Annotated in this window: 28 protein-coding genes; 6 read left to right on the top strand and 22 right to left on the bottom strand. The window is 38.1% G+C overall.

Annotation, left to right across the window (positions count from 1 at the left end):
- The coding region (locus ON09_RS10695) for a GMC family oxidoreductase N-terminal domain-containing protein (RefSeq protein WP_010601063.1) at positions 1-923 on the bottom strand (923 nt) is incomplete at its 3' end.
- Between the two features lie 284 nt (positions 924-1,207).
- Here ON09_RS10695 and ON09_RS10690 point away from each other — a divergent pair.
- On the top strand, positions 1,208-2,413 hold the full coding sequence (locus tag ON09_RS10690; RefSeq protein WP_010601062.1) for a class I SAM-dependent methyltransferase: 1,206 nt from the start codon (positions 1,208-1,210) through the stop codon (positions 2,411-2,413).
- 52 nt (positions 2,414-2,465) lie between these two features.
- Here the strand turns inward: ON09_RS10690 and ON09_RS10685 are convergent, their stop codons facing one another.
- Positions 2,466-2,825 (bottom strand): DUF1304 domain-containing protein, encoded by a 360-nt coding sequence (locus ON09_RS10685; protein WP_010601061.1) that lies wholly within the window; start codon positions 2,823-2,825, stop codon positions 2,466-2,468.
- Positions 2,826-3,107: 282 nt separating this feature from the next.
- Between ON09_RS10685 and ON09_RS10680 the strand changes: the two genes are divergently transcribed.
- The 4 genes from ON09_RS10680 to ON09_RS10665 all read left to right on the top strand — a co-directional run bounded on the left by ON09_RS10680 (position 3,108) and on the right by ON09_RS10665 (position 6,397).
- Complete coding sequence (locus ON09_RS10680; protein ID WP_010601060.1) at positions 3,108-3,677, top strand: RNA polymerase sigma factor; 570 nt, start codon at positions 3,108-3,110, stop codon at positions 3,675-3,677.
- Positions 3,658-4,407 (top strand): hypothetical protein, encoded by a 750-nt coding sequence (locus ON09_RS10675; RefSeq protein ID WP_010601059.1) that lies wholly within the window; start codon positions 3,658-3,660, stop codon positions 4,405-4,407. The genes ON09_RS10680 and ON09_RS10675 overlap by 20 nt, the downstream gene beginning before the upstream one ends.
- An 85-nt stretch (positions 4,408-4,492) precedes the next feature.
- Complete coding sequence (locus tag ON09_RS10670; RefSeq protein WP_010601058.1) at positions 4,493-5,287, top strand: outer membrane beta-barrel protein; 795 nt, start codon at positions 4,493-4,495, stop codon at positions 5,285-5,287.
- Between the two features lie 117 nt (positions 5,288-5,404).
- Complete coding sequence (locus tag ON09_RS10665) at positions 5,405-6,397, top strand: ABC transporter ATP-binding protein (protein WP_010601057.1); 993 nt, start codon at positions 5,405-5,407, stop codon at positions 6,395-6,397.
- Positions 6,398-6,407: 10 nt separating this feature from the next.
- On the opposite strand, the gene ON09_RS10660 is transcribed toward ON09_RS10665, so the two are convergent.
- Positions 6,408-6,818 carry a hypothetical protein gene (locus tag ON09_RS10660; protein ID WP_010601056.1) on the bottom strand — a complete coding sequence of 137 codons (411 nt, stop codon included), beginning with the start codon at positions 6,816-6,818 and terminating at the stop codon, positions 6,408-6,410.
- Positions 6,819-6,943: 125 nt separating this feature from the next.
- Between ON09_RS10660 and ON09_RS10655 the strand changes: the two genes are divergently transcribed.
- Positions 6,944-7,504 (top strand): DUF4230 domain-containing protein, encoded by a 561-nt coding sequence (locus tag ON09_RS10655; RefSeq protein WP_010601055.1) that lies wholly within the window; start codon positions 6,944-6,946, stop codon positions 7,502-7,504.
- A 56-nt stretch (positions 7,505-7,560) separates the two neighbouring features.
- On the opposite strand, the gene ON09_RS10650 is transcribed toward ON09_RS10655, so the two are convergent.
- From ON09_RS10650 to atpD, 19 genes are all read right to left on the bottom strand, one after another.
- Complete coding sequence (locus tag ON09_RS10650; protein ID WP_010601054.1) at positions 7,561-7,911, bottom strand: cupin domain-containing protein; 351 nt, start codon at positions 7,909-7,911, stop codon at positions 7,561-7,563.
- 77 nt (positions 7,912-7,988) lie between these two features.
- Complete coding sequence (gene ilvA / locus ON09_RS10645) at positions 7,989-9,239, bottom strand: threonine ammonia-lyase IlvA (RefSeq protein ID WP_029204273.1); 1,251 nt, start codon at positions 9,237-9,239, stop codon at positions 7,989-7,991.
- A 256-nt stretch (positions 9,240-9,495) separates the two neighbouring features.
- Positions 9,496-10,656 (bottom strand): 2-isopropylmalate synthase, encoded by a 1,161-nt coding sequence (locus ON09_RS10640; RefSeq protein WP_010601052.1) that lies wholly within the window; start codon positions 10,654-10,656, stop codon positions 9,496-9,498.
- A gap of 10 nt (positions 10,657-10,666) precedes the next feature.
- Entirely contained in the window at positions 10,667-11,758 is a 1,092-nt protein-coding gene (gene leuB / locus ON09_RS10635) for a 3-isopropylmalate dehydrogenase (protein ID WP_010601051.1), read from the bottom strand.
- Between the two features lie 55 nt (positions 11,759-11,813).
- Positions 11,814-12,836 carry an ATP-binding cassette domain-containing protein gene (locus tag ON09_RS10630; protein ID WP_238533651.1) on the bottom strand — a complete coding sequence of 341 codons (1,023 nt, stop codon included), beginning with the start codon at positions 12,834-12,836 and terminating at the stop codon, positions 11,814-11,816.
- Positions 12,829-13,308, bottom strand: a complete 480-nt coding sequence (locus tag ON09_RS26005) for an ATP-binding cassette domain-containing protein (RefSeq protein ID WP_238533650.1) — start codon at positions 13,306-13,308, stop codon at positions 12,829-12,831. Before ON09_RS26005 ends, ON09_RS10630 begins: the two co-directional genes overlap by 8 nt.
- Positions 13,309-13,494: 186 nt before the next feature.
- A complete protein-coding gene (gene leuD, locus ON09_RS10625) occupies positions 13,495-14,076 on the bottom strand; it encodes a 3-isopropylmalate dehydratase small subunit (RefSeq protein ID WP_029204272.1) in 582 nt (193 codons plus the stop codon).
- Positions 14,077-14,110: 34 nt separating this feature from the next.
- Positions 14,111-14,914 (bottom strand): class I SAM-dependent methyltransferase, encoded by an 804-nt coding sequence (locus tag ON09_RS10620; RefSeq protein WP_083837980.1) that lies wholly within the window; start codon positions 14,912-14,914, stop codon positions 14,111-14,113.
- Between the two features lie 84 nt (positions 14,915-14,998).
- On the bottom strand, positions 14,999-15,286 hold the full coding sequence (locus ON09_RS10615) for an antibiotic biosynthesis monooxygenase family protein (RefSeq protein WP_010601048.1): 288 nt from the start codon (positions 15,284-15,286) through the stop codon (positions 14,999-15,001).
- A 108-nt stretch (positions 15,287-15,394) separates the two neighbouring features.
- On the bottom strand, positions 15,395-16,801 hold the full coding sequence (leuC, locus tag ON09_RS10610; RefSeq protein ID WP_010601047.1) for a 3-isopropylmalate dehydratase large subunit: 1,407 nt from the start codon (positions 16,799-16,801) through the stop codon (positions 15,395-15,397).
- 90 nt (positions 16,802-16,891) lie between these two features.
- Positions 16,892-18,373 (bottom strand): ketol-acid reductoisomerase, encoded by a 1,482-nt coding sequence (gene ilvC / locus ON09_RS10605; RefSeq protein ID WP_010601046.1) that lies wholly within the window; start codon positions 18,371-18,373, stop codon positions 16,892-16,894.
- Positions 18,374-18,613: 240 nt separating this feature from the next.
- A complete protein-coding gene (locus tag ON09_RS10600) occupies positions 18,614-19,087 on the bottom strand; it encodes a DinB family protein (RefSeq protein WP_029204271.1) in 474 nt (157 codons plus the stop codon).
- Position 19,088: 1 nt separating this feature from the next.
- Positions 19,089-19,472 (bottom strand): glyoxalase superfamily protein, encoded by a 384-nt coding sequence (locus tag ON09_RS10595; protein ID WP_029204270.1) that lies wholly within the window; start codon positions 19,470-19,472, stop codon positions 19,089-19,091.
- Between the two features lie 122 nt (positions 19,473-19,594).
- Positions 19,595-20,233, bottom strand: coding sequence for an acetolactate synthase small subunit (ilvN, locus tag ON09_RS10590; protein ID WP_010601043.1), 639 nt, complete (start codon positions 20,231-20,233; stop codon positions 19,595-19,597).
- 129 nt (positions 20,234-20,362) lie between these two features.
- Positions 20,363-22,108, bottom strand: coding sequence for a biosynthetic-type acetolactate synthase large subunit (gene ilvB / locus ON09_RS10585; RefSeq protein WP_010601042.1), 1,746 nt, complete (start codon positions 22,106-22,108; stop codon positions 20,363-20,365).
- An 81-nt stretch (positions 22,109-22,189) separates the two neighbouring features.
- Positions 22,190-23,872, bottom strand: coding sequence for a dihydroxy-acid dehydratase (ilvD, locus tag ON09_RS10580; RefSeq protein ID WP_010601041.1), 1,683 nt, complete (start codon positions 23,870-23,872; stop codon positions 22,190-22,192).
- An 84-nt stretch (positions 23,873-23,956) separates the two neighbouring features.
- Complete coding sequence (ilvE, locus tag ON09_RS10575) at positions 23,957-24,847, bottom strand: branched-chain-amino-acid transaminase (protein ID WP_010601040.1); 891 nt, start codon at positions 24,845-24,847, stop codon at positions 23,957-23,959.
- 622 nt (positions 24,848-25,469) lie between these two features.
- Entirely contained in the window at positions 25,470-25,715 is a 246-nt protein-coding gene (gene atpC / locus ON09_RS10570; protein WP_010601039.1) for an ATP synthase F1 subunit epsilon, read from the bottom strand.
- A 116-nt stretch (positions 25,716-25,831) separates the two neighbouring features.
- The coding region (gene atpD / locus ON09_RS10565) for a F0F1 ATP synthase subunit beta (protein ID WP_010601038.1) at positions 25,832-26,617 on the bottom strand (786 nt) is incomplete at its 5' end.

The following is a 26,617-nucleotide window of genomic DNA, read 5'->3' as shown; positions in this document are numbered from 1 at the left end:
TGTGCTGAAGATTTTGAATTCAGTAAAATACGGGCAGATTCACAGGCACTGGCACCAAGGATAACCATTTTCCCATTAACCTGGTATTCTTGTAAATCTTTTCTATTTACATAAGAAACACCCTTAGCTAAACCATCTTTGTCAGTAATCACTTCACGCACCATAGCCTCGGTAATCACGGTTAAGTTCCCTGTTTTTACCGCCGGGATGACCAGGCAGGATGACGAAGAAAAATCACCGTAAACTTTACAACTTCTGCCGCATTGGCCGCAATAGAAACATGGAGCCCTATCGCTGTTGTTGGGTAATGGTTCAGTAAGTACGGAGCCACGACCGGCAATTACTTTCACTCCGGCTTTATCTGCTCCTTTTTTGATAAAAAGTTCCGTTAAACGAGGCTTTGGCGGTTTCATGAAAATCCCGTCGGGTTCATTAGGCAATCCTTCTTTGGTTCCGTAGATGCCAATCATGCGATCAACTTTATCATAAAATGGTTTTACATCATCGTAAGTGATTGGCCAATCATCAGTTAATCCATCCTTCGCCTGAAAGTCCAATGGCCCCATTCTCAGAGATATTCTACCCCAGTGATTTGTTCTACCACCCAGCATTCTTGAGCGGAACCATTCAAATTCAGTTTTGTTTTTAGTGGTATAGGGCTCTCCTTCTAATTCCCAACCTCCATAGGAAGCGTCGAAATCTCCAAACGGACGAACGGTACTTGCACCTCTACGGGGTGATTCCCAAGGCCATTTCAATTGGTGGGCATCTAATCTCGGATCGAAATATTGCCCCGCTTCAAGCATTAAAACTTTTTGTCCGGCATTTGCCAAAACATAGGCTGCCATACCACCACCTGCTCCCGATCCAACAATAATAGCATCGTAAACAGTTGGCGATTTTTTTATCTGAAAGTCACTCATGAAAATTGGTTAGAAATGAATTGATATTCTAATCTAAAGCTAATTTTTTTGAAATAAAAGCGATCGGTGATTTTGGAATGATTACAGATAATATCTTGCATAGCGATATTCCTAAATCGTATTAGCTAAATCTTTTCCCAGCCGATCGAAAATCAATTTTTAACAGATTTTTTTTAGTCAGATTCTGATATCTCCGCTGGCAAAAAGTCGCTCAATTGTTACATTCGATTCTACAGTCGGTTCTGCAGATAAATTGGTTTATCTTTGTGGTTTAAAATTTATCGATGGTATTTTCAGCACATTTAGAACAATTTACATCGGCTTTAACACAAAGCCTCAATGCCCAAATTTTTGTTAAGGTTTCGCTAGGGAATTATAAAGGGGAGGAAAATGCGTTGAAGCAAATTCATGTTCGTAAAGTGACCATTAAACGCGAAGATAGACTGGCTTTTACCTATCGCTACCAAACGCGTGATGTTTTTAAAAACTATAGTTTACATGAAGGTATTCACCTGATTTCGGAATACCTGAATACGGGTTTTAAAATAGGTACGTTGTTTACTACTGAGAAAGATTTAATCCTGGAACAGTTAAATAATGGTAAGGTTGTATTACGGGAAGCAAAACCTTCTGCGAAAGAACTTCCTGCTGCGAGCCATGATAAGGAAAAATCAAGACTAATCACAGCTGATTCAAAATCATATTTAACCGAATTAAAAATTACAGATGCCGATGGAAAAGTGTTTAAAAACGCACAGGATAAATTTAGGCAGATTAATCATTACATCGAAATCTTAAGTTCCCTGATTAAAGAATTACCCGATGGTACCATTAAAAAAGTTGCGGATATGGGTTCGGGAAAAGGCTACTTAACTTTTGCCTTATATGATTATTTGCATTCCGTTCTAAAACTAGATTCTGAAGTTGTTGGTGTGGAATATCGTCAGGATATGGTTGATTTATGTAACGATGTCGCCAGGAAATCAAGCTTCAGTAAATTGAACTTTGTTCAGGGAACAATTGAAGGCTATCATGCGGATGACGTTAATTTATTAATTGCACTCCATGCATGCGATACGGCTACTGACGATGCGATTTTTAAAGGTATTAAAGCTAATGCTGAATTAATTGTGGTTGCTCCTTGCTGCCATAAACAAATCCGTAGGCAAATAGAACAGCACAAAGTGAAAAATGACGTTTCTTTTTTAACCAAATATGGCATCTTTTTAGAACGTCAGGCTGAAATGGTGACGGATGGAATTAGAGCCTTGATTTTAGAGTATTTTGGTTATAAAACTAAAGTATTCGAATTTATTTCTGATGCGCATACCCCAAAGAATGTGTTGGTAGTTGGGATTAAGAAAAGTCCGAAGTCGTTAGTCGGAAGTCAGATAAGTGAGGAACAGAAAGTATTGCTACAAAGAATTAAAGATAGCAAAGCCTATTTTGGAATTGGGTATCATCATTTAGAGCGTCTACTCGGTTTATAAGTTGGGCTCAGCCGGATGAATCTGGTCGATATAATAGAAAACATAAATGCGTTTATAAATGCAATAAAATGATTGCTACCAAAGCAGGAATGGATTGAACATAAAGAATTTTCTTGCTAGCGGTGGTAGCACCGTAAATGCCGGCAATAACTACGCAGGTTAAGAAAAATATCGCAACATATAATCTCCAGTGATGATCGTTAATACAAAGTGACCAAATTAAACCAGCCGCCAGAAAACCATTGTACAAGCCCTGGTTTGCCGCCAATGTTTTTGTTGGTGGGAATAAATCTTTAGGGATGGTTTTGAAAACTTTAGGTGCTTTTGTCGTCCATGCGAACATCTCTAACCACATGATATAAATGTGAATGGCGGCAACCAAGCCAGTCATGATTTGTGCTGCTAACTGCATTTTAATTTGTTTTGGTGCTTTGAAGATACAATAAATATGGCAGTTCTGCTATCAGATAACTGTACTGATTCTTTATACGGATTGTAGAAAGGCAAATCTCCTTCCTAAAAATCTCCTCTCATTGCTTTAATATTTAAAAAGCTATATCTTTCAGAAAATTTCACTAAAACTTATTTCTTGATAATCAGCGGGGATAAGGATGTTTTAGCTTTTATTTAACTTTTTTTACTTACTGATGCAACCAATGTTTGTAATCTTCCATCTTCTATATACAAACACACAATGAAATTGACGCGGAGCTATACGATAAACGATTTGATGGAGGGCTGCAAAGCAGGCGACCGGAAGATGCAGGAGTTGCTTTACAAGCAAACTGCATCGAAAATGCTGGCGGTTTGTATGCGCTACGCAAAAGATAGAATGGAGGCTGAAGATGTATTACAAATGGGTTATATCAAAGTTTTTCAAAAAATTAAAGAGTACCGGGGTGAAGGTTCCTTTGAAGGATGGATTAGGAGAGTAATGGTGAATACTGCCATTGAAAGCTACCGCAAAAATTTAAGGAGCCTGAATGTGGTAGAGATTGACGAGGCCTATGAGCAACCATCAACAGGGTTTGATTTCGGAACATTGGGCATGCAGGATTTGATGAAAGTGATACAAAAATTGGCTGATGGTTATCGAATGGTTTTTAATATGTACGCCATTGAAGGCTATTCGCACAAGGAAATAGGAGAAACATTGGGAATCTCTGAAGGCGCTAGCAAATCGCAGTTGTCGAGAGCCAGAGCAATTTTAAAAGAAGAAATTATAAAAATGGAGGGATTTGGTTATGCAACCTATACAGGATAAGGATTTTGATAAGTTATTTAAAGATGCTTTCGAAGAGGCTGAGATTACGCCATCGAGAGACTTATGGACTAATATCGAAAGCGAAATTGAACCAAAGAAAAAAAGGATTGTTCCGATTTACTGGTTAGCTGCAGCAGCAGTTTTAGTAGTGGCAACAGTTGGAATGTTAGTTTACCAACAGCAAGATGTTGAGCCAAAACAGTTTGCAAATAATGTTGAACAAAGTACAAAACCTGTTGTTGAAACGCAACCTGTTCAAGATTCTGTGAAAGTTGTTGAAGCCGTAACGCAGAGAGTTGAACAAGCTTTACCAGTTACTGCGAAACCCGCTCAGGCTATTGCAAAAACCGAGATTAAAGAAATCTTAAAACCTGTAGAAAAGCAAAAAATAATTTCTGCTCCTGAAATGCAAAAACAGGAAACCATGATTGCTCAGGTGGAAAAACCTAAAGAAGACATCAAGGCAAAAATTGAAGATGCGGTTTCAAGAGTGACTCAAGAAACTGTAATTGCATCTACTGCTACAGCTGTTAAGGCAGATGAAGTGACAGGAGAGGATAACCAATCAGATAATAAAGGCATCCGAAATGTTGGCGATGTGGTAAACCTGATTGTAAATAAGGTTGATAAAAGAAAAGATAAATTTATCCAATTCCGTACGGATGATGATGATTCTTCCATCTCCTCGATCAATATTGGCCCGTTTAAGTTTGGTAAAAGGAAAAAGTAATCAGATTCAAAAATTAAAATCAAGCATTTAAAGCTATCATTCGATAATTCATTCATTCAAAATTCAAAACATAAACACACAAAATATGAAACGTCTAATATTTACAACACTTTTAGTAAGCGGACTTGCTAGTGTTATCGCTCCGGGAGCTTTTGCTCAACAAGATAGTACCAAGAAAAATAAAAAAGATTTAAATTATGGTATTGTTACCATTACCAGAGGTGATAAAGACAGTACTCAAACCGATCCAAAAAAAGGTAGGTTCATAGGTGGGGTAACTTTTACCCGAATTGATTTAGGCTTCTCGAGATTAATTGATAATGGAAGCTTTAATCTATCTCCAAATAACGAATTTTTAGACTATCGCGGCGGTAAAACCAGTACATTCTCTTTTGACGTTTTACAATTTGGCTATCGTTTTAACTCTAATTTTAAACTTTATGTAGCTGGAGGTTTCGACTGGACATTGATCAGATTGAGAGATAACGTTACCATTCAAAAAAACCTGCCTACGTTAACTGCGCTTCCAGAAAATGTTGACTTTTCTAAAAATCGTTTTTCGAGCAGCTATGTGCACATCCCGCTAAATTTTGAGTTCCGCACCAATGAAACTCGTAAAGGAAAAAGATTCTACTTTATCTTAGGTCCAGAAGTAAGTTTCTTATTGGGTGGAAAGGTTAAACAAATCAGCGAGGAGTTTGGAAAGCAGAAACAATATGATAACTATCACTTTCAATCGGTTCGTTACGGCGGTTCATTCAGATTTGGTTACGGCGGGTTAGGCTTATTTACTAAGTACTATTTTAACGATATGTTCGATACAGCGGCTCAGGCAGGCCTGAAAAACATGAGCTTCGGCGTAACATTCGGTTTAAATTAAAATATAACAACACACAAATAAGTTAAATCCTGTTTCGTCTAACCGAAACAGGATTTTTTATTTAAAACATTTTCTTTAAAGCTTTAGTCTTTCTGCTTTAAGCTTTATATTTACCCTGTGAGCGATACGATAATCAGTGTAAAAAACTTAACGAAACAATACCAATCAGAACAGGCTGGGGGGATAAAAAATATTAGTTTTAACATTAATAGTGGTGATGTGGTTGCCATTATCGGCGAAAGCGGAAGTGGAAAATCAACCTTATTAAAATCGATTTTCGGTTTGTTGAAAACCGATGAAGGGGATGTTTTCTTCGAAGATAAGCGGGTTTTAGGACCTGACGAACAACTCATTCCCGGGCATAAACAAATGAAAATGGTTACCCAGGATTTTTCATTGAATATTTATGCGAAAGTTTATGATAACATTGCTTCACAATTATCTAATACTGATTTAAAAACCAAGGCCGAAAAAACTTTGGCCATTATGGAGCATCTGCGTATACTTCCCTTACAAAATAAAAAAATTATAGAGCTAAGTGGCGGTGAACAACAACGTGTGGCTATTGCCAAAGCCATGGTTGCCGATACGAAGGTTTTATTGTTAGATGAACCTTTTAGTCAGGTAGATGCCTTACTTAAAAATCAGTTGAGAGCCGATATTAAACGTGTTGCGGCAGAAACAGGGGTAACAGTTATTTTGGTTTCTCACGATCCAGCTGATGGCTTGTTTCTGGCCGACCAGTTATTGATTTTAAGAAACGGTGAACTTTTACAAACGGGTAAACCATCTGAAATCTATCAGCATCCGAAGCATATTTACACGGCACAAATTTTAGGAAATGCTGTCGTTTTATCTCGTGGCGATGCCGAAAAGATAGGACTTAAAACTTTTTCAGGTAATGTAGTTTTCTACCCGGAGTGGGCAGAGATCAGCAGCAACTGGAGCAGCAGGCGTTTTGAGGTAAAAGATGTCTATTACAAAGGTTTTTATGATGAACTGTTGCTAGAAAGAAACGGCGTAACCGTTCGTGCTTTACAATTGAATAGGGGAGAGCATAAAAAAAACGACCACGTTCAATTGAACATTAGTCGTTTTTTAGAGTTTTAATATTTTTTAATTAGTTTACGTTATCTGATGGTATTACAACCACTTTAACTAAAATGCGATAATTTGGCCTTATTGAATTGGTTAGATTTCTCGAATCCTGAGCATCAAAAGTTACGCCTCCATTAAATAATTCGTAACTGTATGTTGTATAATTAAAGGTATATGGAAGCTGGATATCACTATTGTCATTCGTTGGGTGTGTAAAGTAAACAAGTACACCTTCATCACCTAAAGTTATATCATCAAATTCTGCTTTATTCCACGTAAAAGAATAAGTTCCGTTCGAATTTTGAACCCATTGATTCGGCTCAATATAACGGTTATAGGTTTTTGCTTTCAATTCTAGATAAACAGTTTCTTTCTTGCAAGATGCCAAACCTAGTGTGACAATGCAAAGCATTAGGATAGTAAGTTTTTTCATTGTGATTAGTTTTTATTTGTGTGTGTATTGGCGTAATACAAAACAACTGCCAAAAATTCAGAATCACATATTGTGGATTAATAATTGTTTATCCAAAGTATCACAACAATGAAATTTGAATTTGCATGAGAATAATCTTTAGAGTTTTGCCTTGGTTAATCCTGCTGGTTGCGGGCTATTTTTTCATATCAAAAAAGTTTAGTATCAACACTTCAGTAGAGAGTAAACATCAGCTATTGGTCGAAAAAATTGAGGCTATGGGCAAATTAGAGCTGGTTCGTTATCAAATTAGCGATGTAATTGAGCATAAAAATAAAACAGATTTCCTGCCCGAAGCAAGTGTTTTACTTATCGTTAAAGCAGAGGCAGTAGGCTGCGTCGACCTTACTAAAATTACGCGTGAAGATATCAAAGTTGAAGCGGATACCGCTGTAGTAAATTTACCACAGCCAGAGATATGTTATGTAAAAATTGACCATGAAAGCTCACGGGTTTATGATACCAAAATGGCCTATTTCAGAGAAGCAAAACTGGTAGATGAGGCTTACAAAGCGGCAGAGCAGAAGATATCTTCAGAAGTTAAGAAGTCGGATATACTGGCTCAAACTAAAACCAATGCATCAAATGTGTTGAAGCCTATCATTGAAGGATTGGGCTATAAAAATGTGCGTTTGACTTTTAACTAAAAAACTAACCACAAAGGGTTAGAAGAAGAATGTTTTTCTAGTCTTTGTGGTTAAATCTATATTAAAAAATCCTCACGGTGCGGATTGAAAATATCAATTAACAAACCTTCTTCTAAACAAACTACACCATGAAATACATTTGATGGCGCAAAGAAAACATCGCCTTCGTTGAGTATTTTCTTGTCATCGCCCATACTCACTTCAAAACTTCCCTTTGCTACATAACTTAGCTGTAAATGGGGGTGATTATGGATGGAACCAATTGCATCTTTTTCAAAGGCAACTTTAACCAGCATTAGGTTGTCATCAAAAGGCATTACCTTACGTTTTACACCTCCACCTAAATCATCCCAGTCAAGGTCGTTATCGGTAATTAGTGTTCTATTGGTTAAATCTTTGAAGTTCATTTTTTGTAGGGTTAAGTCATGTTGAACCTGTAGAAACCTTTTTAATGTTTTCGACAGGCTCAGGCTGACAAAGCTAGCTAAACCAAATACTCAAATAAAGTCTGGTCTTGGTTTAATTCTATAATTTCGAATTTAAAATCTTTCATGCGTTGCAGTAAGCTTGCATAATCATCTTTATTGGTGAGCTCAATTCCAACTAAAGCCGGTCCATTTTCTTTGTTTGTCTTTTTAATAAATTCGAAACGGGTAATGTCATCCTGTGGACCTAAAACCTCATTCACAAATAATTTTAAAGCTCCCGGACGCTGCGGGAAACGAACAATAAAATAATGTTTTAAACCCTCAAATAGCAAAGATTTCTCTTTGATTTCCTGCATGCGTTCGATATCATTATTCCCACCACTTACCACGCATACAACCGTTTTACCCGAAATTTTGTCTTTTACTTGCTCTAAAGCCGCAACGGATAACGCACCTGCAGGTTCTACAACAATGGCATCCTCGTTGTAAAGTTTTAAAATAGTAGTACAAATTTGCCCTTCCGGAATCAGGTAAGTTGAACTTAGCAATTCCTTACAATACTGGTAAGTAATCCAACCCATTCTCTTAACTGCTGCACCATCAACAAAACGTTCTATATTTTCAACCGTAATTGGCCCACCATTTTTAAGTGCCTCACTTAATGATGGCGCACCCATGGGTTCTACACCGAAAATTTTCACATCAGGTTTTACGGTTTGTAAATAAGCACTCACGCCAGATGCCAAACCACCACCACCAACAGGTACTACAATCACATCTAAATCCGGCAAATCTTCAAAAATTTCCATCGCAACAGTCGCCTGTCCTTCAATGACTTTTTCATCATCAAATGGAGGAATAAATGTAGATGACTTTTCTTCACAGTATATTAAGGCTTCCTTTAAACAATCATCAAAAGTATCGCCAACCAATACAATTTCAATGTTATCGCCGCCAAACATATTTACCTGTTTAATCTTTTGCTTTGGCGTTATTTCAGGCATAAAAATTACACCTTTAATGCCTAACTTTTTACAGGAATAGGCAACACCTTGGGCGTGATTACCAGCGCTTGCACACACAATGCCATTTTTTAGCGCATTGGCGGGTAAGGCACTTATCTTGTTATAAGCACCACGCAATTTATAAGAACGCACAATTTGTAAATCTTCTCGTTTAAGATAGATGTTTGCGTTATACTTTAACGATAATCCTGCATTAAATTCAAGAGGAGTGCGTTTTACAACGCCAGCCAAAGTTTTAAAAGCGCTTTCAAAGTCGAAAGTGTTTTTTATTGTATCGTTCATTTTTAACCCCAAACCCCTAAAGGGGCTTTTAAAAATCAGGTGTATATTATGCAAATTTCTTTGCGTTATTTTTTTGAAAAGGCGTTTCTGTGCTTTTCGGTTATTATACTCTTGCTATTCGTTGCTCCCGATTTCATTCGGGATCCACTGCTATCAGGTTTATTAACTTAGGTCATTGAAAGGTAAGAGCCAAGCTTTCTTCTAATAAGTTGCTTCCTACCTCGCAATAACGGTTTTGCGCATAAGCTTTCAGCTTTTAAGCCAAATGCAAAGCTACCAATTGGTTCAAGTCAACATCATTTATACCTTGTTTGCTATCTGCTAAAACCAGGAATTGTTTATACACGATATCTAAATGTTCTTTTTCTAATTTGTGTCCTAAGCGGTCTAAATGATGTTTTAATGCAGCACGACCACTTCTGGCAGTTAATACAATTGTTGCATCGGGGAAACCAACATCTTGTGGTTTAATAATTTCATAATTTTCACGGTTTTTTAAGAAACCATCCTGGTGAATGCCAGAACTGTGAGAAAAAGCATTACCACCTACAATTGCTTTGTTAGGTTGTACCGGCATGTTCATTTGATTTCTCACCATGTGGCTCATTTCGTAAAAACGAGTCGCATCAATTTGAGTATTCAAACCTAAAACTTTATGCGTTTTTAAAATCATCACCACTTCTTCCATTGAAGTATTGCCGGCACGTTCGCCAATTCCGTTAATGGTACATTCTACCTGACGGGCACCATTTTGTAAACCAGCAATTGAATTTGCAGTTGCCAAACCTAAATCGTTATGGCAATGAACCGAGATAATGGCGTTATCAATATTTTTTACGTTTTCTTTCAAAAACAAAATTTTCGAACCATATTGGTCTGGCAAACAGTAACCATTTGTATCCGGAATGTTCACCACAGTTGCACCGGCAGCAATAACAGCTTCAACCATCTTCGCTAAAAATTCAATATCGGCTCTGCCTGCATCTTCTGCATAGAACTCGATATCTTCAACATACTTTTTAGCATATTTTACGGCATCAACAGCACGCTCTAAAATGTCTTCGCGGGTGCTGTTAAATTTATGTTTAATGTGAAAATCTGAAGCGCCAATTCCAGTATGAATACGAGGGCGTTTTGCATAACGCAAAGCATCAGCAGCTACATCAATATCGTTTTTATTTGCACGCGTTAAAGCACAGATAATTGGATTGTTAACCGCCTTAGATAACTCAATTACGCTGTTAAAATCTCCTGGACTAGAAACCGGAAAACCAGCTTCGATAACGTCAACACCTAAAAGCTCGAGTGATTTAGCGATTTCTACTTTCTGGTTTGTATCTAACTGGCAGCCTGGTACCTGCTCACCATCACGTAAAGTGGTGTCGAAAATATAAACTTTGTTTGGGTCGTGAATCATAATCTTTTATTTAGGAATTGATTAATTTTTGAGATAAGAATTTTAATACCAATTTGCCCATTTCGGCAGTGCCTAAAACTTTAAATCGGTTGGTGCTTTGGTCGGCAATATCGTGTGTTCTAAAACCATCTTTTAAAACTGCATCAACAGTATCAACCAATAGTTTAGCTTCGTCTTTTAAACCGAAACCAATTTCGAGCATTAAAGCAGCAGATAGGATAGAGGCTAGAGGATTAGCTAAATCTTTACCGGTAATATCGTGTGCCGAACCGTGAATAGGTTCGAAGAAACCAGTGCTCTCCCCAACAGAAGCTGAAGCCAGCATACCCATTGAACCTGCAATTTGTGAGGCTTCATCCGTTAAGATATCGCCAAATAAATTCGCGGTTAAAACCACATCAAATTTCTTAGGGTTTTTAATCAACTGCATCGCAGCATTATCAATAAACATGTGCTCCGTTTCTACATCGGGATATTGCTTTGCAATTTCCTGAACAGTTTCGCGCCACAAACGAGAACTTTCTAAAACGTTTGCTTTGTCAACTGAACATAGCCTTTTGTTACGTTGCTGAGCTGCTTGATAAGCCTTGTGCGCAATACGTTCTACTTCATAACGGTGGTAAATCATTAAATCTGAAGCGGTATTTCTATCCTCAGAGCGAGATTTTTCACCAAAGTAAACGTCGCCGGTTAATTCACGAAAAAATAAAATATCTGTTCCTTTTAATATTTCAGGTTTAATACTTGATGCCTGAAGAAGTTCATCAAATAGTAATATCGGGCGGAGGTTTGCAAATAAACCAAGTTCCTTGCGGATTTTCAATAGGCCTTGTTCAGGTCTAACTTTCAAACTTGGGTCGTTATCATATTTGGCATGGCCGATGGCGCCAAAAAGGATGGCATCGCTTTTTCTTGCCTTTTCTAAAGTTTCATCAGGTAAAGGTTCGCCTGTAACTTCAATAGCGGCATGGCCCATTATAGCCTCATCGAAAACAAATTCGTGGCCGAAAATTTCTGCAATTTTTTCTAATGCTGCTTTTCCCCACGTTGTCACTTCGGGTCCAATACCGTCTCCAGGTATTACTAAAATGTTCTTCTTCATCGTATTAATATTGTCGTCATTGCGAGGTACGAAGCAATCTCTTTTGCTGTACTTCTTAAACGAGATTGCTTCGTGCCTCGCAATGACGAGTTTGGGTATTTAAACTTTCGACGACTTTTACCTCGCCTTTTTCTAATAATATTCTTTTCTCTATGCAGGTTGGCAGCTGCGATTCAAAATGGCCAACATAAATTAAAGTCATCCCATTGCTGCATAGCTCATCAACCAATTGGTTAAAATGTTGCGTTTGCTGCTGATCTAAGCCCTGGCAAGGCTCATCCAGAATTAACAATTCCGGATTTTTAATGATGGTTCTGGCTAGTAAAACCAATCGCTGTTTCCCTAAGGGGAGTGAGGTTAACAACTCATTTTTATTGCCGGTTAGTCCAAAATAGTCAACCAATTCATCAACTTGCTGGCTTTTGCTGTACGGCAATTGCTGAAATAAACCAACGGTATCATAAAAACCAGATGCAATGCTTTGCCAAACTGTTGCCGAAGCATCAAAATACCAATGAAATTCAGGAGATATTAAACCGATATGCTGTTTGATATCCCAAATGCTCTCGCCACTCCCACGCCGGTTACCAAATAAATAAAGCTCGTTTGCATAAGATTGTGGATGGTCACCATTTACAAGGCTTAATAATGTTGATTTTCCAGAACCATTATGTCCTTGTAATAACCATTTTTCACCTGCTTTTACTACCCAGTTAATCTTTTTTAAAACCTGTTTTTCACCATAGCTGATATTTACATCAACCATTTTTACAATTTCTTCTGATGAGTAAAGCGGCGATTCCTTTAAGAAATCTGGAATTTCTTTCAAATCTTTTTCAACAGAAACTGATGTTGCCGCTTTTGCATGTGACATACCAATTTTGCCATCTTTTATCTCCGCAAAGCGATTAATTGAAGTGGGTAGTTCGGTATCGTTCGAAATCAAAATTAACTGAACGCCATCTTCTGAAACTTCGTCCAATAAAAGATTGAGGTTTTTACGCGATGCGGCATCTAATCCTGTGTAAGGTTGGTCGATGATTAACAATTGCGGTTTTAGCCAAAGGGCTTTAACCAATTGCAATTTTTTTATGTTCCCCGCTTGATAATTCAATCAGTTGTGAACTGGCAAAGGAAGCAAAGTTTAACGCCTCCAAAATTGGTTCAACCTGATCTAAATGAAGACCTTTCTCTTTGCCATAACTCACCAATTCAGCATGAACCGTTAAGGTATCTTTTGCCTGTTGACTGGTATAACGCTGCTGATAGTAGAAGTTTGCGACACCTTCCAGATTTTTAAACTGGTACCAACTTTCTACAAATAGAACCTCTGCAGGTAAATGGCTGTTGTTATCGAAATTAACTTTTAGTTCTCCGATAGCACATAACTGACCCGATATAATTTTAGCCAATGAAGTTTTTCCACTTCCACTTTCACCAAATAAAACATATTGCTCACCAGTATTTATAGTCCAGTTCAAATCCTTTAACACCGACTTGTGTTGGTGTGTTAGGGTTAAATCTTGGATACTGACGAAACTTTCTTTCATGTTTTTATTTGTTTTTACCTTCAGGGTGATTACACTGATTAAAGTGATTTCACAGATTTTTATGGGTCGGTCGTCATTGCGAGTTACGAAGCAATCCTACAACTCTAGCTAGGATTTTAACCCATCACTTTAAGATTGCTTCGTGCCTCGCAATGACGGGTGTGTTCGCTTTTCGCTTTAGTCTTTCTACTTCTTCTCAAATTCCTCAATCAAATCCTTCTGAGCCAAGATGAAATCAATATCATCATAGCCATTAATCAAACATGATTTTTTGTATGGGTTAATTTCAAATGATTCTTGTGCTCCAGTTTCAACGATGGTAACGGTTTGATTTTCTAAATCAACTTCTAATGGCGAATTCGCATTGTTTTCCACAGCTGTAAAAATTTGAGCTAAGAATTCTTCGCTTACCTGTATCGGCAATAAGCCATTATTCAAGGCATTGCCTTTAAAAATATCAGCAAAAAAACTGCTGATCACTACATCGAAACCCGCATCCTGAATAGCCCAGGCCGCATGTTCACGACTACTTCCGCAACCAAAATTTTTTCCGGCTACTAAAACTTGTCCACTGTAAGTTGGGTCGTTCAATACGAAATCTGCTTTTGGCTGATTATCGTTTTCATAACGCCAATCGCGGAATAAGTTTTCGCCAAAACCTTCACGAGTTGTCGCTTTCAAAAACCTCGCAGGGATAATCTGGTCGGTATCGATATTTTCTATATTTAACGGCACAATAGCCGAGGTCAATTTTGTGAATTTTTTCATACCCCTTAATCCCCTAAAGGGGAAATTTTAATGGTTAATAATTTATGCTCCCAAAAGCCCCTTTAGGGGTTTGGGGTTGTCTTTTAATCGCTTTCACCCTCAATCTTCTATAATCTGCCACCCATTCTCCATTGATATAATAATTGGGTTGCAGTATATCTACAGCTAAATTTTTAATAGATTCAGCTTGTTCTTTTGTTAGGTTTTTAAATGCATGTTGTGCAAATTGGTTTATCCAAACGTACATCCCTTCTTCGCCGATGAGCTTTGTTGGTCTATCGAATAACCAAACTTGCTCTACTTCAAAGCCTTTAGATTCTAAAAGCGATGAATAAATGCTAACTGACGGAAAGAACCAAAAATTCGTCAGCACTTTATCTGCGAGGCCTAATTGTCCGGTAGCAGCTGTTATTGCATCGGTGATGCTTTTAACGTTGCCATTTCCACCAAACTCTGCAACTAATCTTCCGCCGGTTTTCAGGCTTTTAAACAAACCTTCAACTAAAGCATCTTGGTTTTCAATCCAGTGGAAAGTTGCATTACTGAAAATGGCGTCAAATTTTTCATGGTATGGAAGCTGCGTTCCATCAACCACTTCAAAATTTAAATTTGGGTAAGTTGTTTTTGCATTTGCAACCATCTCTGAAGATGCATCAGTTCCTAAAACTATAGCGCCACTTTTAGCAATTTGCGCAGCCAGCTGACCAGTTCCGCAACCCACATCTAAAATGTATTCGTTGGCTTTAGGCGCTAACCATTGCAAAACATCCGCACCGTAATCAGATACGAAGTGATGTTGTTTGTCGTATAATGTTGCATCCCAAACTATCTCTGGCATTTTTACTAATTTTATTTTTTTACCATCTAAGAAACTTAAAGTCATCTAAGATTTTAAATTGATTTTAGTTTTGTTCTTTCAGATTTAAACACTTACGTAATGTTCAACAATTGGAAAAGGTTCATAAAAATGATGCAATAATTTTTTCCAATCCAGGTATTCTGTCGAGCCTCTGAAACCTTCAGTATGAGCTTCCAATGTTTCCCAGTTTACCAATAAAATATATTTATCAGTTTCTTCTAAACACTTTTTTAACTGATGCGAAATATAGCCATCCATAGAAGCAATAATTTTTTGAGCTTCCTTAAAAGCCTTTTCAAAATCTGCCGATAAACCAGCCTGTATATTTAATATCGCAACTTCTAAAATCATATTTTTTACTTTTCAGTCATTGCGAGGTACGAAGCAATCTATTTTATGAGATTGCTTCGTACCTCGCAATGACGAGTGTATTAGCGTTCCGCTTTAATCTTTCTGCTTTTAGCTTTCAGCTAATAACTCCCTCACATCCGTAATCACACCAGTTACAGCAGCAGCGGCAGCAGTTAACGGACTAGCGAGTAAGGTTCTTGCATTTTGTCCCTGTCTGCCTTCAAAGTTTCTGTTTGAAGTGGATACACAGTATTTACCTGCCGGAATTTTATCCTCATTCATACCTAAACAAGCACTACAACCAGGTTCACGTAATTGGAAACCTGCTGCCTCAAAAATTTTATCCAAACCTTCAGTTTTTGCCTGTAGCTCTACTTGTTTCGAACCAGGAACAATCCAGACGGTTACATTATCCGCTTTGCGTTTATCTTTTACAAAATCAGCTACTTCGCGTAAATCTTCAATACGAGAGTTGGTGCAGCTACCAATGAAAACATAATCTACTGGTTTACCGATTAAAGATGCATCATCATCAAAACCCATGTAATCTAATGCCTTTTGATAAGAAAGCTTCTCTTTCTCAGGCTGAGCATTCGTTGCTGGTATATTTTCCTGGATTCCCATTCCCATTCCTGGATTGGTTCCGTAAGTAATCATTGGCGCAATATCTGCTGCATCGAAAGTTAAAACGCTGTCAAATGTTGCATCCGCATCGCTGTATAAAGTTTTCCAGTAAGCTAAAGCTTTATCCCACTCATCGCCTGCTGGCGCAAATTCTCTACCTTTAATATAATCGAAAGTGGTTTGGTCTGGTGCTATTAAGCCACCTCTTGCACCCATTTCAATACTCATGTTGCAAATCGTCATCCGGGCTTCCATGCTCAAACTTTCAATTGCCGAACCCGCATATTCGATAAAATATCCTGTCCCACCAGCTGCTGAAATCTGAGAGATGATGTAAAGGATAATGTCTTTTGCACCAACACCTTTTCCAAGTTCACCGTTGACCTCAATTTTCATTGTTTTAGGTTTCGACTGCAATAAACATTGCGTAGCGAAAACCTGCTCCACTTGTGACGTTCCGATACCAAAAGCAATTGCTCCGAAAGCGCCATGCGTAGAGGTGTGACTATCTCCACAAACCATCGTTTTTCCCGGTAGGGTAATGCCCAATTCCGGGCCGATTACGTGAACAATTCCTTGAAACGGATGACCTAAGCCATAAAGCTCAATGCCAAATTCTGCACAATTTTTGGTCAGCATATCCACTTGGTAGCGAGAAAGCTCTTCTTTAATTGGCAATAACTGGTTTAAAGTTGGTACATTATGGTCGGCCGTTGCCACCGTTTGCTGTGGACGAAAAACAGGCAAACCCCTCTTGCGCAAGCCATCAAAGGCCTGCGGAGAAGTTACCTCATGTATTAAGTGTGTATCAATGTATAAAATATCAGGAAACCCCTCTTCACTTTTTACAACGTGTGCATCCCAAATTTTTTCTACTAATGTTTTTGACATTTTGCCCCCTAACCCCCTAAAGGGGGAATTTAAAGTTTATAATTTTATTTTTTTAACCGTCCAAAAAGCCCCCCTTTAGGGGGTTGGGGGTTATGCAGTTTTAATCGCTTTCATTGCAGTCATCGCCTTGCGTAAAGTAGCACCAATTTGTTCTACTTCGTGCGAGCGGATAGCCTCGTTTACATCAATTAATTTTCTGTTATCGACAGCGCCGTCTTTGCCTTCGTTAAAGTTTTTACCCACTAAATCAGTATCTACTTTTTTCATGAAATCAGCCAATAATGGTTTACAAGCCTGATCGAATAAGTAACAGCCATACTCAGCAGTATCAGAAATTACGCGGTTCATTTCGAACAATTTCTTACGGGCAATCGTGTTTGCAATAAGTGGCGTTTCGTGTAACGATTCGTAGTAAGCAGATTCTGGTTTGATACCTGCCTGAACCATTGTTTCGAAAGCCAATTCAACACCAGCACGAACAAAAGCAACCATCAATAAATAGTTATCAAAATATTCCTGCTCACCAATTTTAACATCACCGGCAGGTGTTTTTTCGAAAGCAGTTTCGCCTGTTTCGGCTCTCCATTTCAATAAGTTTTTATCGCCGTTGGCCCAATCTTCCATCATTGTGCGACTGAATTCGCCACTCATGATATCATCCTGGTGTTTTCGGAACAACGGGCGCATGATGTCTTTCAATTCTTCCGAAATTTCGAAAGCTTTGATTTTAGCAACATTGCTCAATCTATCCATCATTGCAGTAATGCCGCCTTGTTTTAAAGCTTCCGTAATTACTTCAACACCATATTGAACCAGTTTAGAAGCGTAACCCGCATCAATTCCTTTTTCAACCATTTTATCGAAAGATAGGATAGAACCTGTTTGCAATAAACCACAAAGAATGGTTTGCTCACCCATTAAATCAGATTTAACCTCCGCAACAAAAGATGATTTTAAAACACCAGCTCTGTGACCGCCTGTACCTACACAATAAGCTTTAGCCTGTGCTAGCCCTTTTCCTTGTGGGTCGTTTTCAGGGTGAACCGCAATTAAAGTAGGCACACCAAAACCGCGAACATACTCTGCTCTAACTTCGCTACCTGGGCATTTAGGTGCCACCATAATAACCGTTAAATCTTTACGGATTTGCATGCCTTCTTCCACAATGTTGAAACCGTGAGAGTACAATAAAGTGGCGCCATCTTTCATCAAAGGCATAATTGCATTTACAACTGCAGTGTGTTGTTTATCTGGCGTAAGGTTAATTACCACATCAGCAGTAGGGATTAATTCTTCGTAAGTACCAACTTTGAAGTTGTTTTCAGTCGCATTTTTCCATGAATCTCTTTTGCCTTCAATTGCCTCTTTGCGCAACGTGTAACTTACATCTAAACCACTATCTCTTAAATTTAAACCTTGGTTTAAGCCTTGTGCGCCACATCCTACAATCACTAGCTTTTTGCCTTTCAAAGCGCTAACGCCGTCTAAAAATTCGTTGCTATCCATGAAATCGCAAACACCAAGTTGGTTTAATTTTTCTCTAAGAGGTAATGTGTTAAAATAATTTGACATCGTTTTTGTTATTTATTTTATGGTTCTATTTTCTAATTAGTTGTTCTTTTGAAAAGCAATTTCCAGTGCTTTTCGGTTATTTCAGCCCCGCTTTTCGTTTCAATCTTTTTTAAACGCTTGTCCTTCTATTCCAGTTTCGTCACTGCGAGGAGGAACGACCTGGCAATCTTTTTCGTCAACCATCAAAAAAGTATTTCCACTCCAATCGGGTTTATTTTATTTAGGTTTGGTGTTTTTCCCTTAAACCCTTTCCACACCTTTTTTCAGCGCCCATGCATATCCATAATGCACATTATCATGCCCGATAGTTGTAATTAATACTTCCTCAATACTTTTCATTTCAACGCCGTAAGTAGAAGTTGAAAATGGCGTTATGTTTGCAAATACACCATTTGCATAATCTTCTTTTATTTTTTGAATGCTCTCTAGCGCAATTAACTTTAATTCTGCAACCTCTTCCGCTGTTACCGTATAAGTCGGGCGAGTGTCTTTCTTGTAAAAGTCATTGTATTTTACTTCATTGGCATCGGCTAAAATTCCTGTGCGTACATAACAAAGTGTTTGTGTACTTACCACAATATGCCCGAAATTCCAGATGATATTGTTATTGTAACCATCAGGAATTTTATTCAATTGTTCAATAGTTAAGCTATCCACCAATTGAATAAAAGCTTTGCGGGAGTTTATTATAAAATCAAATACTTCGTTCATCATTTTAAGCTTCTATTTCTGATTCGTCCAAAGGTTGGTTAAAAGTGATCTTATTAAAAAACGGGTCATTTACCGTAACGGCCCAACTTCCATTAAAAGTTCTTTCCAAACCTGGTCTGTTATATTTATATTTTTTATCGATTAGCACTTTATGAAATTCCTTCAATCCAGAACAATCGATATGAATATGCGCACCGGGGGAACAATCGCCATGATGCTCACTTAAATGTAATTCAATTCCACCCAATGAAATTTGCATATAAATAGGAGCGTTATCGTCAAAACGATGCTCCCAATCTACTGTGAAACCCAACCAATTCACATAAAACTCGATTGCTTTGTGATAATCGAATATTCTAAGAATGGGTTTTACATTATTGCATTTCATCTTTCTTGAATTTTCATCATTGCGAGGTTGGTACATTCGTACCTCGCAATAATGACTTATTTTTTTGTACTACGACAAGCTCGGCATGACAACTCACTTTGGTCTGTTGGCTTTCAGCCTGCTTACATCGTAAAAATCTTCTCGCCCTTATCCAAAAACTCATTTTCTACCAGTTCTTCTCCAGGTTCAAATGCCTCAAATTCTTTTAATTTTTCATGGAAACCAGCGCTGTCTTTAATAATGGCAACCCTAGCCGAACGAACGAATTCAATTAGTTCATATGGTTCCAGTGCTTTTACCAAAGCATCAGTTTCTTCTCTGTGACCCGTTACAGCGAAAACGGTATAATCTTTACGAATTACCACAGCACTTGCACCATATTGTCTTAATAACCTTTCTACAGTTACCTTTTCAGCAATTTCATCTGTAGAAACTTTGTATAAAGCCAATTCCTGCCAGATTATTTCATCATTGGTATTAAAATAAACTTTCAATACTTCAATTTGCTTTTCAATCTGGCGGGCAAGTTTCCTCACCACTTCATAACTTTCGTTAATAACGATGTTGAAACGATGGATACCATCAATTTCAGAGGCCGAACTGTTTAAGCTTTCGATATTGATTTTTCTTTTCGAAAAGATAATCGCAATCCTGTTTAATAAACCAATGCGGTTTTCAGCATATACAATAATGTTGTATTCCTGCTTTCCCTCTAAATCAGCTTTATCTATTTTATGTTCTAATGTGTTTTCAGTACTCATGTTTCTTGTGGCAATTATTTATTTGAATTGACTTTCTATCGCTTTAAGATTGCTTCGTGCCTCGCAATGACGGCCCAGGCCAGGCAGTGGGCTTTTAACCTTTAACCTTTTACCTTTACACCCTCAACCTTACTTCAACCTAATCTCGCTTACGCTCATTCCTTGTGGAACCATTGGGAAAACATTATTTTCTCGTCCAACCATTACTTCAAGTAGATATGAACCTTCATGGTTAATCATCGTTTCCAATGCTGCCCTTAAGTTTGCACGCTCATCAACCTTATCAGCTTCGATATAATATGCTTTTGCTAAAGCCACAAAATCAGGGCTGGTAATGTTCACAAAAGAATAGCGTTTATCATGAAATAATTGTTGCCACTGGCGAACCATTCCTAGGAAACGGTTGTTTAAAATCAGGATTTTAACAGCTGCACCAAACTGCATGATGGTACCTAGTTCTTGCGGCGTCATTTGAAAACCACCATCGCCGATAATGGCAATTACAGTTTTATCTGGCGCACCATACTTAGCACCAATTGCTGCAGGCAAGCCAAAGCCCATTGTACCTAAACCACCAGAAGTAATATTGCTGCGGGTGTTGTTAAATTTAGCGTAACGGCAAGCCACCATCTGGTGTTGGCCAACGTCTGTTACAATTACAGCATCGCCACCACAAATCTCATTGATGTTGCGCAATACCTCACCCATGGTCATCTCATCACCTTCAGGATAAAGTTCGGGTGTAATGACCTGGTCAATTTCCTGCTGATTATAATCTTTGAATTTTGCTAACCAATCGTCATGTTTATTTTCGTTGACTAAGTTTGTTAATAGGGGTAAAGTTTCTTTACAATCGCCCCAAACGCCAACTTCAGCCTTAACATTTTTATCAATTTCTGCCGGGTCAATATCGAAGTGAATTACTTTAGCCTGTTTCGCATATTTATCTAAACGGCCTGTTACGCGGTCATCAAAACGCATCCCGATGGCAATTAACACATCACATTCGTTAGTTAAAACGTTTGGTCCGTAGTTACCATGCATACCTAACATACCAACATTCAGCGGGTGTGAGGTTGGAATGGCGCCATCGCCCATAATCGTCCATGCAGATGGAATTCCGGCTTTTTCTATAAAGGCTTTAAATTCTGCTTCGGCTTTACCTAAAATCACACCTTGGCCAAATAACACGAATGGTTTTTTCGCTGCATTGATTAATTCGGCAGCCTGTTCAATATATTCAACCCTAACTTTTGGTTTTGGACGGTAAGAGCGGATATGGTTACACTTTACATATTCGGGAAATTCCTCCACTTGTAACTGTGCATTTTTGGTAATATCAATCAAAACTGGTCCTGGTCTGCCGCTTTTAGCAATGTAAAAAGCTTTGGCTAAAACTTCAGGAATTTCCTTTGCATCGGTAACCTGATAATTCCATTTAGTTACTGGTGTAGTAATGTTAATTACATCGGTTTCCTGGAATGCATCAGTTCCTAATAAATGGGCAAAAACTTGTCCGGTGATACAAACCAGAGGAGTACTATCAATTTGAGCATCTGCCAAACCAGTTACTAAATTGGTTGCACCAGGTCCGCTGGTAGCAAAACACACCCCAACTTTACCACTTGTTCTGGCAAAGCCTTGTGCAGCATGAATACCGCCTTGTTCATGGCGGACCAATATATGTTGTAGTTTATCTGCGTAATCGTAAAGTGCATCGTAGATGGGCATGATTGCGCCGCCTGGATAGCCGAAAATGGTGGTTACACCCTCTTCAATCAATCCATTCAATAAAACCTGTGAACCAGTTCCTTTGAATAAGGTTTTTGAGGTTTCTGCTTGTGCCTCCGTTTGTATTTCTTGTGCAGTTTCCATAATCTCTATTCTATATTCGTTTTACCGAATTGTTGAAATATTAGTTTAAGTTTTGAACCATGATTTTATTTCAGACCCAGGTTAATATTCATCAGTTACGCAACCACTAGCTGCATCTGAAACTGTTTTGGCATATTTATAAAGCACACCTTTGCTAACTTTTAAAGGCGGTTGAATATAGTTTTTTCTTCGCTCTGCGATAATCTCCTCGCTAACTTTTAAGTTAATGGTATTATTTACCGCATCTATTTCAATCAGGTCATCATCTTGTACTAAGCCAATTAGGCCGCCTTTGTAAGCTTCAGGAGTGATGTGCCCAACAACGAAACCGTGTGTTCCACCAGAAAAACGGCCATCAGTAATCAATGCAATAGATTTACCCAAACCTGCACCGATAATTAGTGAAGTAGGCTTTAACATTTCAGGCATACCTGGAGCGCCAACCGGACCTTCGTTTTTAATTACTACAACATCACCTGGTTTGATTCTTCCAGAAGAAATACCTTTAACCAAATCCTTCTCACCATCAAATACACGTGCAGGTCCTTCGAACTTTTCACCTTCTTTACCAGAGATTTTTGCAACTGAACCTTTCTCCGCTAAATTTCCGTAAAGAATCTGTAGGTGACCAGTCGCTTTAATAGGCTCACTTAATTTTTGAACAATTTTCTGGTCGTAATCCATAATCGATTTTACGTCAGCTAAATTCTCCGCTACGGTTTTACCGGTTACTGTCAAGCAGTCGCCGTGTAGTAAACCTTCGTTTAATAAAAACTTTAATACTGCAGGAATACCACCATACTGATGTAAATCCTGCATCAGGTATTTGCCGCTGGGTTTAAAATCAGCCAATACAGGCGTAACATCACTCATCCTTTGGAAATCATCTTGCGTAATTTCTACACCGATAGCTTTTCCCATTGCAATAAAGTGCAACACCGCATTAGTACTTCCTCCTAATATGATGATTGAGCGAATGGCATTCTCGAATGCTTTCCTCGTCATGATATCAGATGGTTTAATATCTTTTTCTAATAAAACTTTAATGTATTTACCAGCGTCTAAACACTCTTGCTTTTTCTCCGGACTCACTGCTGGGTTGGATGAAGAATAAGGCAAGCTCATTCCTAAAGCCTCAATTGCTGATGCCATTGTATTTGCGGTATACATCCCGCCGCAAGCACCTGCACCCGGGCAAGTATGTTTGATAATGCCCTGGTAGTCCTCATCTGATAAATTACCGCAGATTTTTTGTCCTAATGCCTCAAAAGCTGAAACGATATTCAGTTCTTCACCCTTGTAGTGGCCAGGAGCAATTGTACCACCGTAAACCATAATTGATGGACGGTCTAAACGAGCCATGGCCATGATTGCACCCGGCATATTTTTGTCACAACCAGGAATGGAGATAATTCCATCATAATATTGGCCACCACAAATGGTTTCAATACTATCAGCAATTACATCGCGGCTTACCAATGAATAACGCATACCATCGGTTCCGTTGCTCATTCCGTCACTCACCCCAATCGTATTAAAAACCAAGCCCACTAAATCATTTTTCCAGACACCTGCTTTAACGTCTTTTGCAAGGTCGTTAAGGTGCATATTGCAGGTGTTACCGTCGTAACCCATACTTGCAATTCCGACCTGCGCTTTAGCCATATCTGCATCGGTTAATCCGATTCCGTAAAGCATGGCCTGAGCTGCAGGTTGTGTTGGGTCTTGTGTAAATGTTTTACTGTACTTGTTTAATTCGCTCATTGTTAAAATATATTGTGGTTCTGTTAGTTGTTGTTAAGTTGCAGTGTTAAAACTGTGCTAATACTCGATACTTAGTGCCTGATGCTAAATAATCACTTCGTAGTTCACTTTCTCAAGGACAAGATTTTTATAAGCACGTTGTATCGTATAGCCGATCGATTCTCTCCAAAGAGTGCGGAAAACGATATCGTCAATTGAAGCTATCCCAGCAATTTCTGTAGCTGTTCCACATAAGAATGCACTATCTGCTTGTCTTAAATCTTCTATAGTCAATTTTTTTTCGATGCATTCAATATCCAGCACACTGCAAAGTTCTTTAACTGTAGCCCGGGTGATGCCAGGTAAAATATTTCCTAAAGACGGGGTGTAGAGTTTGCCATCTTTCTCCAGGAAGATGTTTGCTCCAGATGCTTCGGCTACAAAGCCATGCATATCCAATAATAAAGCTTCATCATATCCTTTGATATTGGCCGCAGTTGTTGCCAAAATTGAATTCACATAATTTCCACTCAATTTCGCTTCCATTGGGGTCGATTTTGGATTCGGTCTTTCGTAATCGGAAATGGTTAATTTCAATAATTTATTTCCCGAATAGGCATCCCAATCCCAGGCACAAATTAGAATTGAAACACCGCTTGGTTCATTCAATTTCATATTTGGGTGGCAAAATACTAAAGGGCGGATGTAGGCATCTTTCAGTTTATTTAAGGTGAGAAGTTTATAAGTTTCTTTGATTAATTCTTGTTTATCCCATGGGAAAGGAATGTTTGCCAGTTGACAAGAACGTTCTAAACGATCAAAATGTGCAGCAGCTTTAAAAATGCGATTGCCATTGTGTGTTTTGTATGCTCTTATTCCTTCGAAAGCTGCATAACCATAATGCAAAGACTGACCATAAAGATCCGTGCTACTATCTACAGCTTTTTCAAACTTTCCATCAAGGTAAATAATCGTGTTCGAATTATAATATTTCATCACGTTTTGTTATTTAAAAAAAAGCGTCCTGTTTGTATCAGGACGCTTTAGGTATATTTAATTTCTTTTAAATCTATTATAAGCAGTCCGTCTTCTTCCCTAAAATATCTAGGAGTAGCAGGTTAAATAAAATGACAGGCAATAACACAACATTTCCGGCTGCAATTGCAGTAGAGTTGTTTAAAAATGTGTTGCCTTGATTAGTCATTATTTCCTTAGTGTTTATAAATACCAATTTAGTTTTTGGTTCATTAATTTGCAAGAGAAATCAGAAAAAATTAAAATAAGAATATAATTCGTTATTTAGAGCGCAAAACAAAATGTTGTTCGTTATGATGATGGGATTAGTGATTTAATGCCGCCAGCTGTAGACCAAATATCAAAACGGTATACGGTATGTTTATTATGCTTGCATTATAAATTTTCTGGTTTTCTTCTTAAAATGGATTTTTTTCATGCGAATTCTTATGATTTCCTGATTTTTGCAAGGGAAATAAAAGGTTGGGTTTTTCTTATTAATCGGTTTATGTTAGTAAAAATAAAGTTTAACAAAAAAGCCTTTCCGAATTTAATCGAAAAGGCTTCTTTTGAATGCTGAATCAATCAGCATGAAGAATTTTAATTAAGCAATACCTTCTGCTAAAACAACAATCTTATTATGGATGGCTTCAACTACACCACCTTTAATAAAAAAACGTTGTTCTTCATCTTTGCCTGCTTTTATAATAACTTCTCCATCTTCTAAAGTTGAGATGATCGCCGCATGGTCTCTCAAAATTTGAAAAGAACCTAAAGTTCCCGGAACCGTAACTGCTGTTACTTCACCTTCGAACACTTTTTTATCTGGAGTTAATATTTCTAAATTCATTATTTTAGTAGTTAGAATTTAGTAATTAGTAGTTAGACCAATTCACTAAATAAATTATCGAGGTAGTACTTAGACTAAAGACCGTAATCTATATACTAAGTACTAACTACTATATACTAATTAGCTTCTGCTAATAATTTTTTACCTTTTTCGATCGCATCTTCAATGCTACCAACTAAGTTAAATGCAGCTTCAGGATATTCATCAACTTCACCATCCATAATCATGTTGAAACCTTTGATGGTATCTTTAATGTCAACCAATACACCTTTTAAGCCTGTAAATTGCTCTGCTACGTGGAAAGGTTGAGATAAGAAACGTTGAACACGACGAGCTCTTGATACTACTAATTTATCTTCTTCAGATAATTCGTCCATACCTAAGATCGCGATGATATCTTGTAATTCTTTATAACGTTGTAAAGTTTCTTTAACACGTTGTGCAGTGTTATAGTGCTCATCACCTAAAACAGCAGGAGAAAGGATACGTGAAGTAGAATCCAATGGATCTACCGCTGGGTAAATACCTAACTCAGCAATTTTACGAGAAAGTACTGTAGTTGCATCTAAGTGGGCGAAAGTTGTAGCCGGTGCAGGGTCAGTTAAATCATCCGCAGGTACGTATACCGCTTGTACAGATGTAATTGAACCGCGTTTAGTTGAAGTAATACGCTCCTGCATTAAACCCATCTCAGTTGCCAATGTTGGTTGGTAACCTACTGCAGATGGCATACGACCTAATAAAGCTGACACCTCAGAACCTGCCTGAGTAAAACGGAAGATGTTATCAACGAAGAAAAGGATATCTTTTCCAGCGCCTTCACCATCACCATCACGGAAATATTCTGCAACTGTTAATCCTGATAATGCTACACGAGCACGTGCACCAGGAGGCTCGTTCAT

This window comes from Pedobacter agri PB92, from assembly GCF_000258495.1.
Classification (GTDB): domain Bacteria; phylum Bacteroidota; class Bacteroidia; order Sphingobacteriales; family Sphingobacteriaceae; genus Pedobacter; species Pedobacter agri.
The sequence above is the reverse complement of the archived record's forward strand: the minus strand, read 5'-3'. Positions and strand labels throughout refer to the sequence as shown.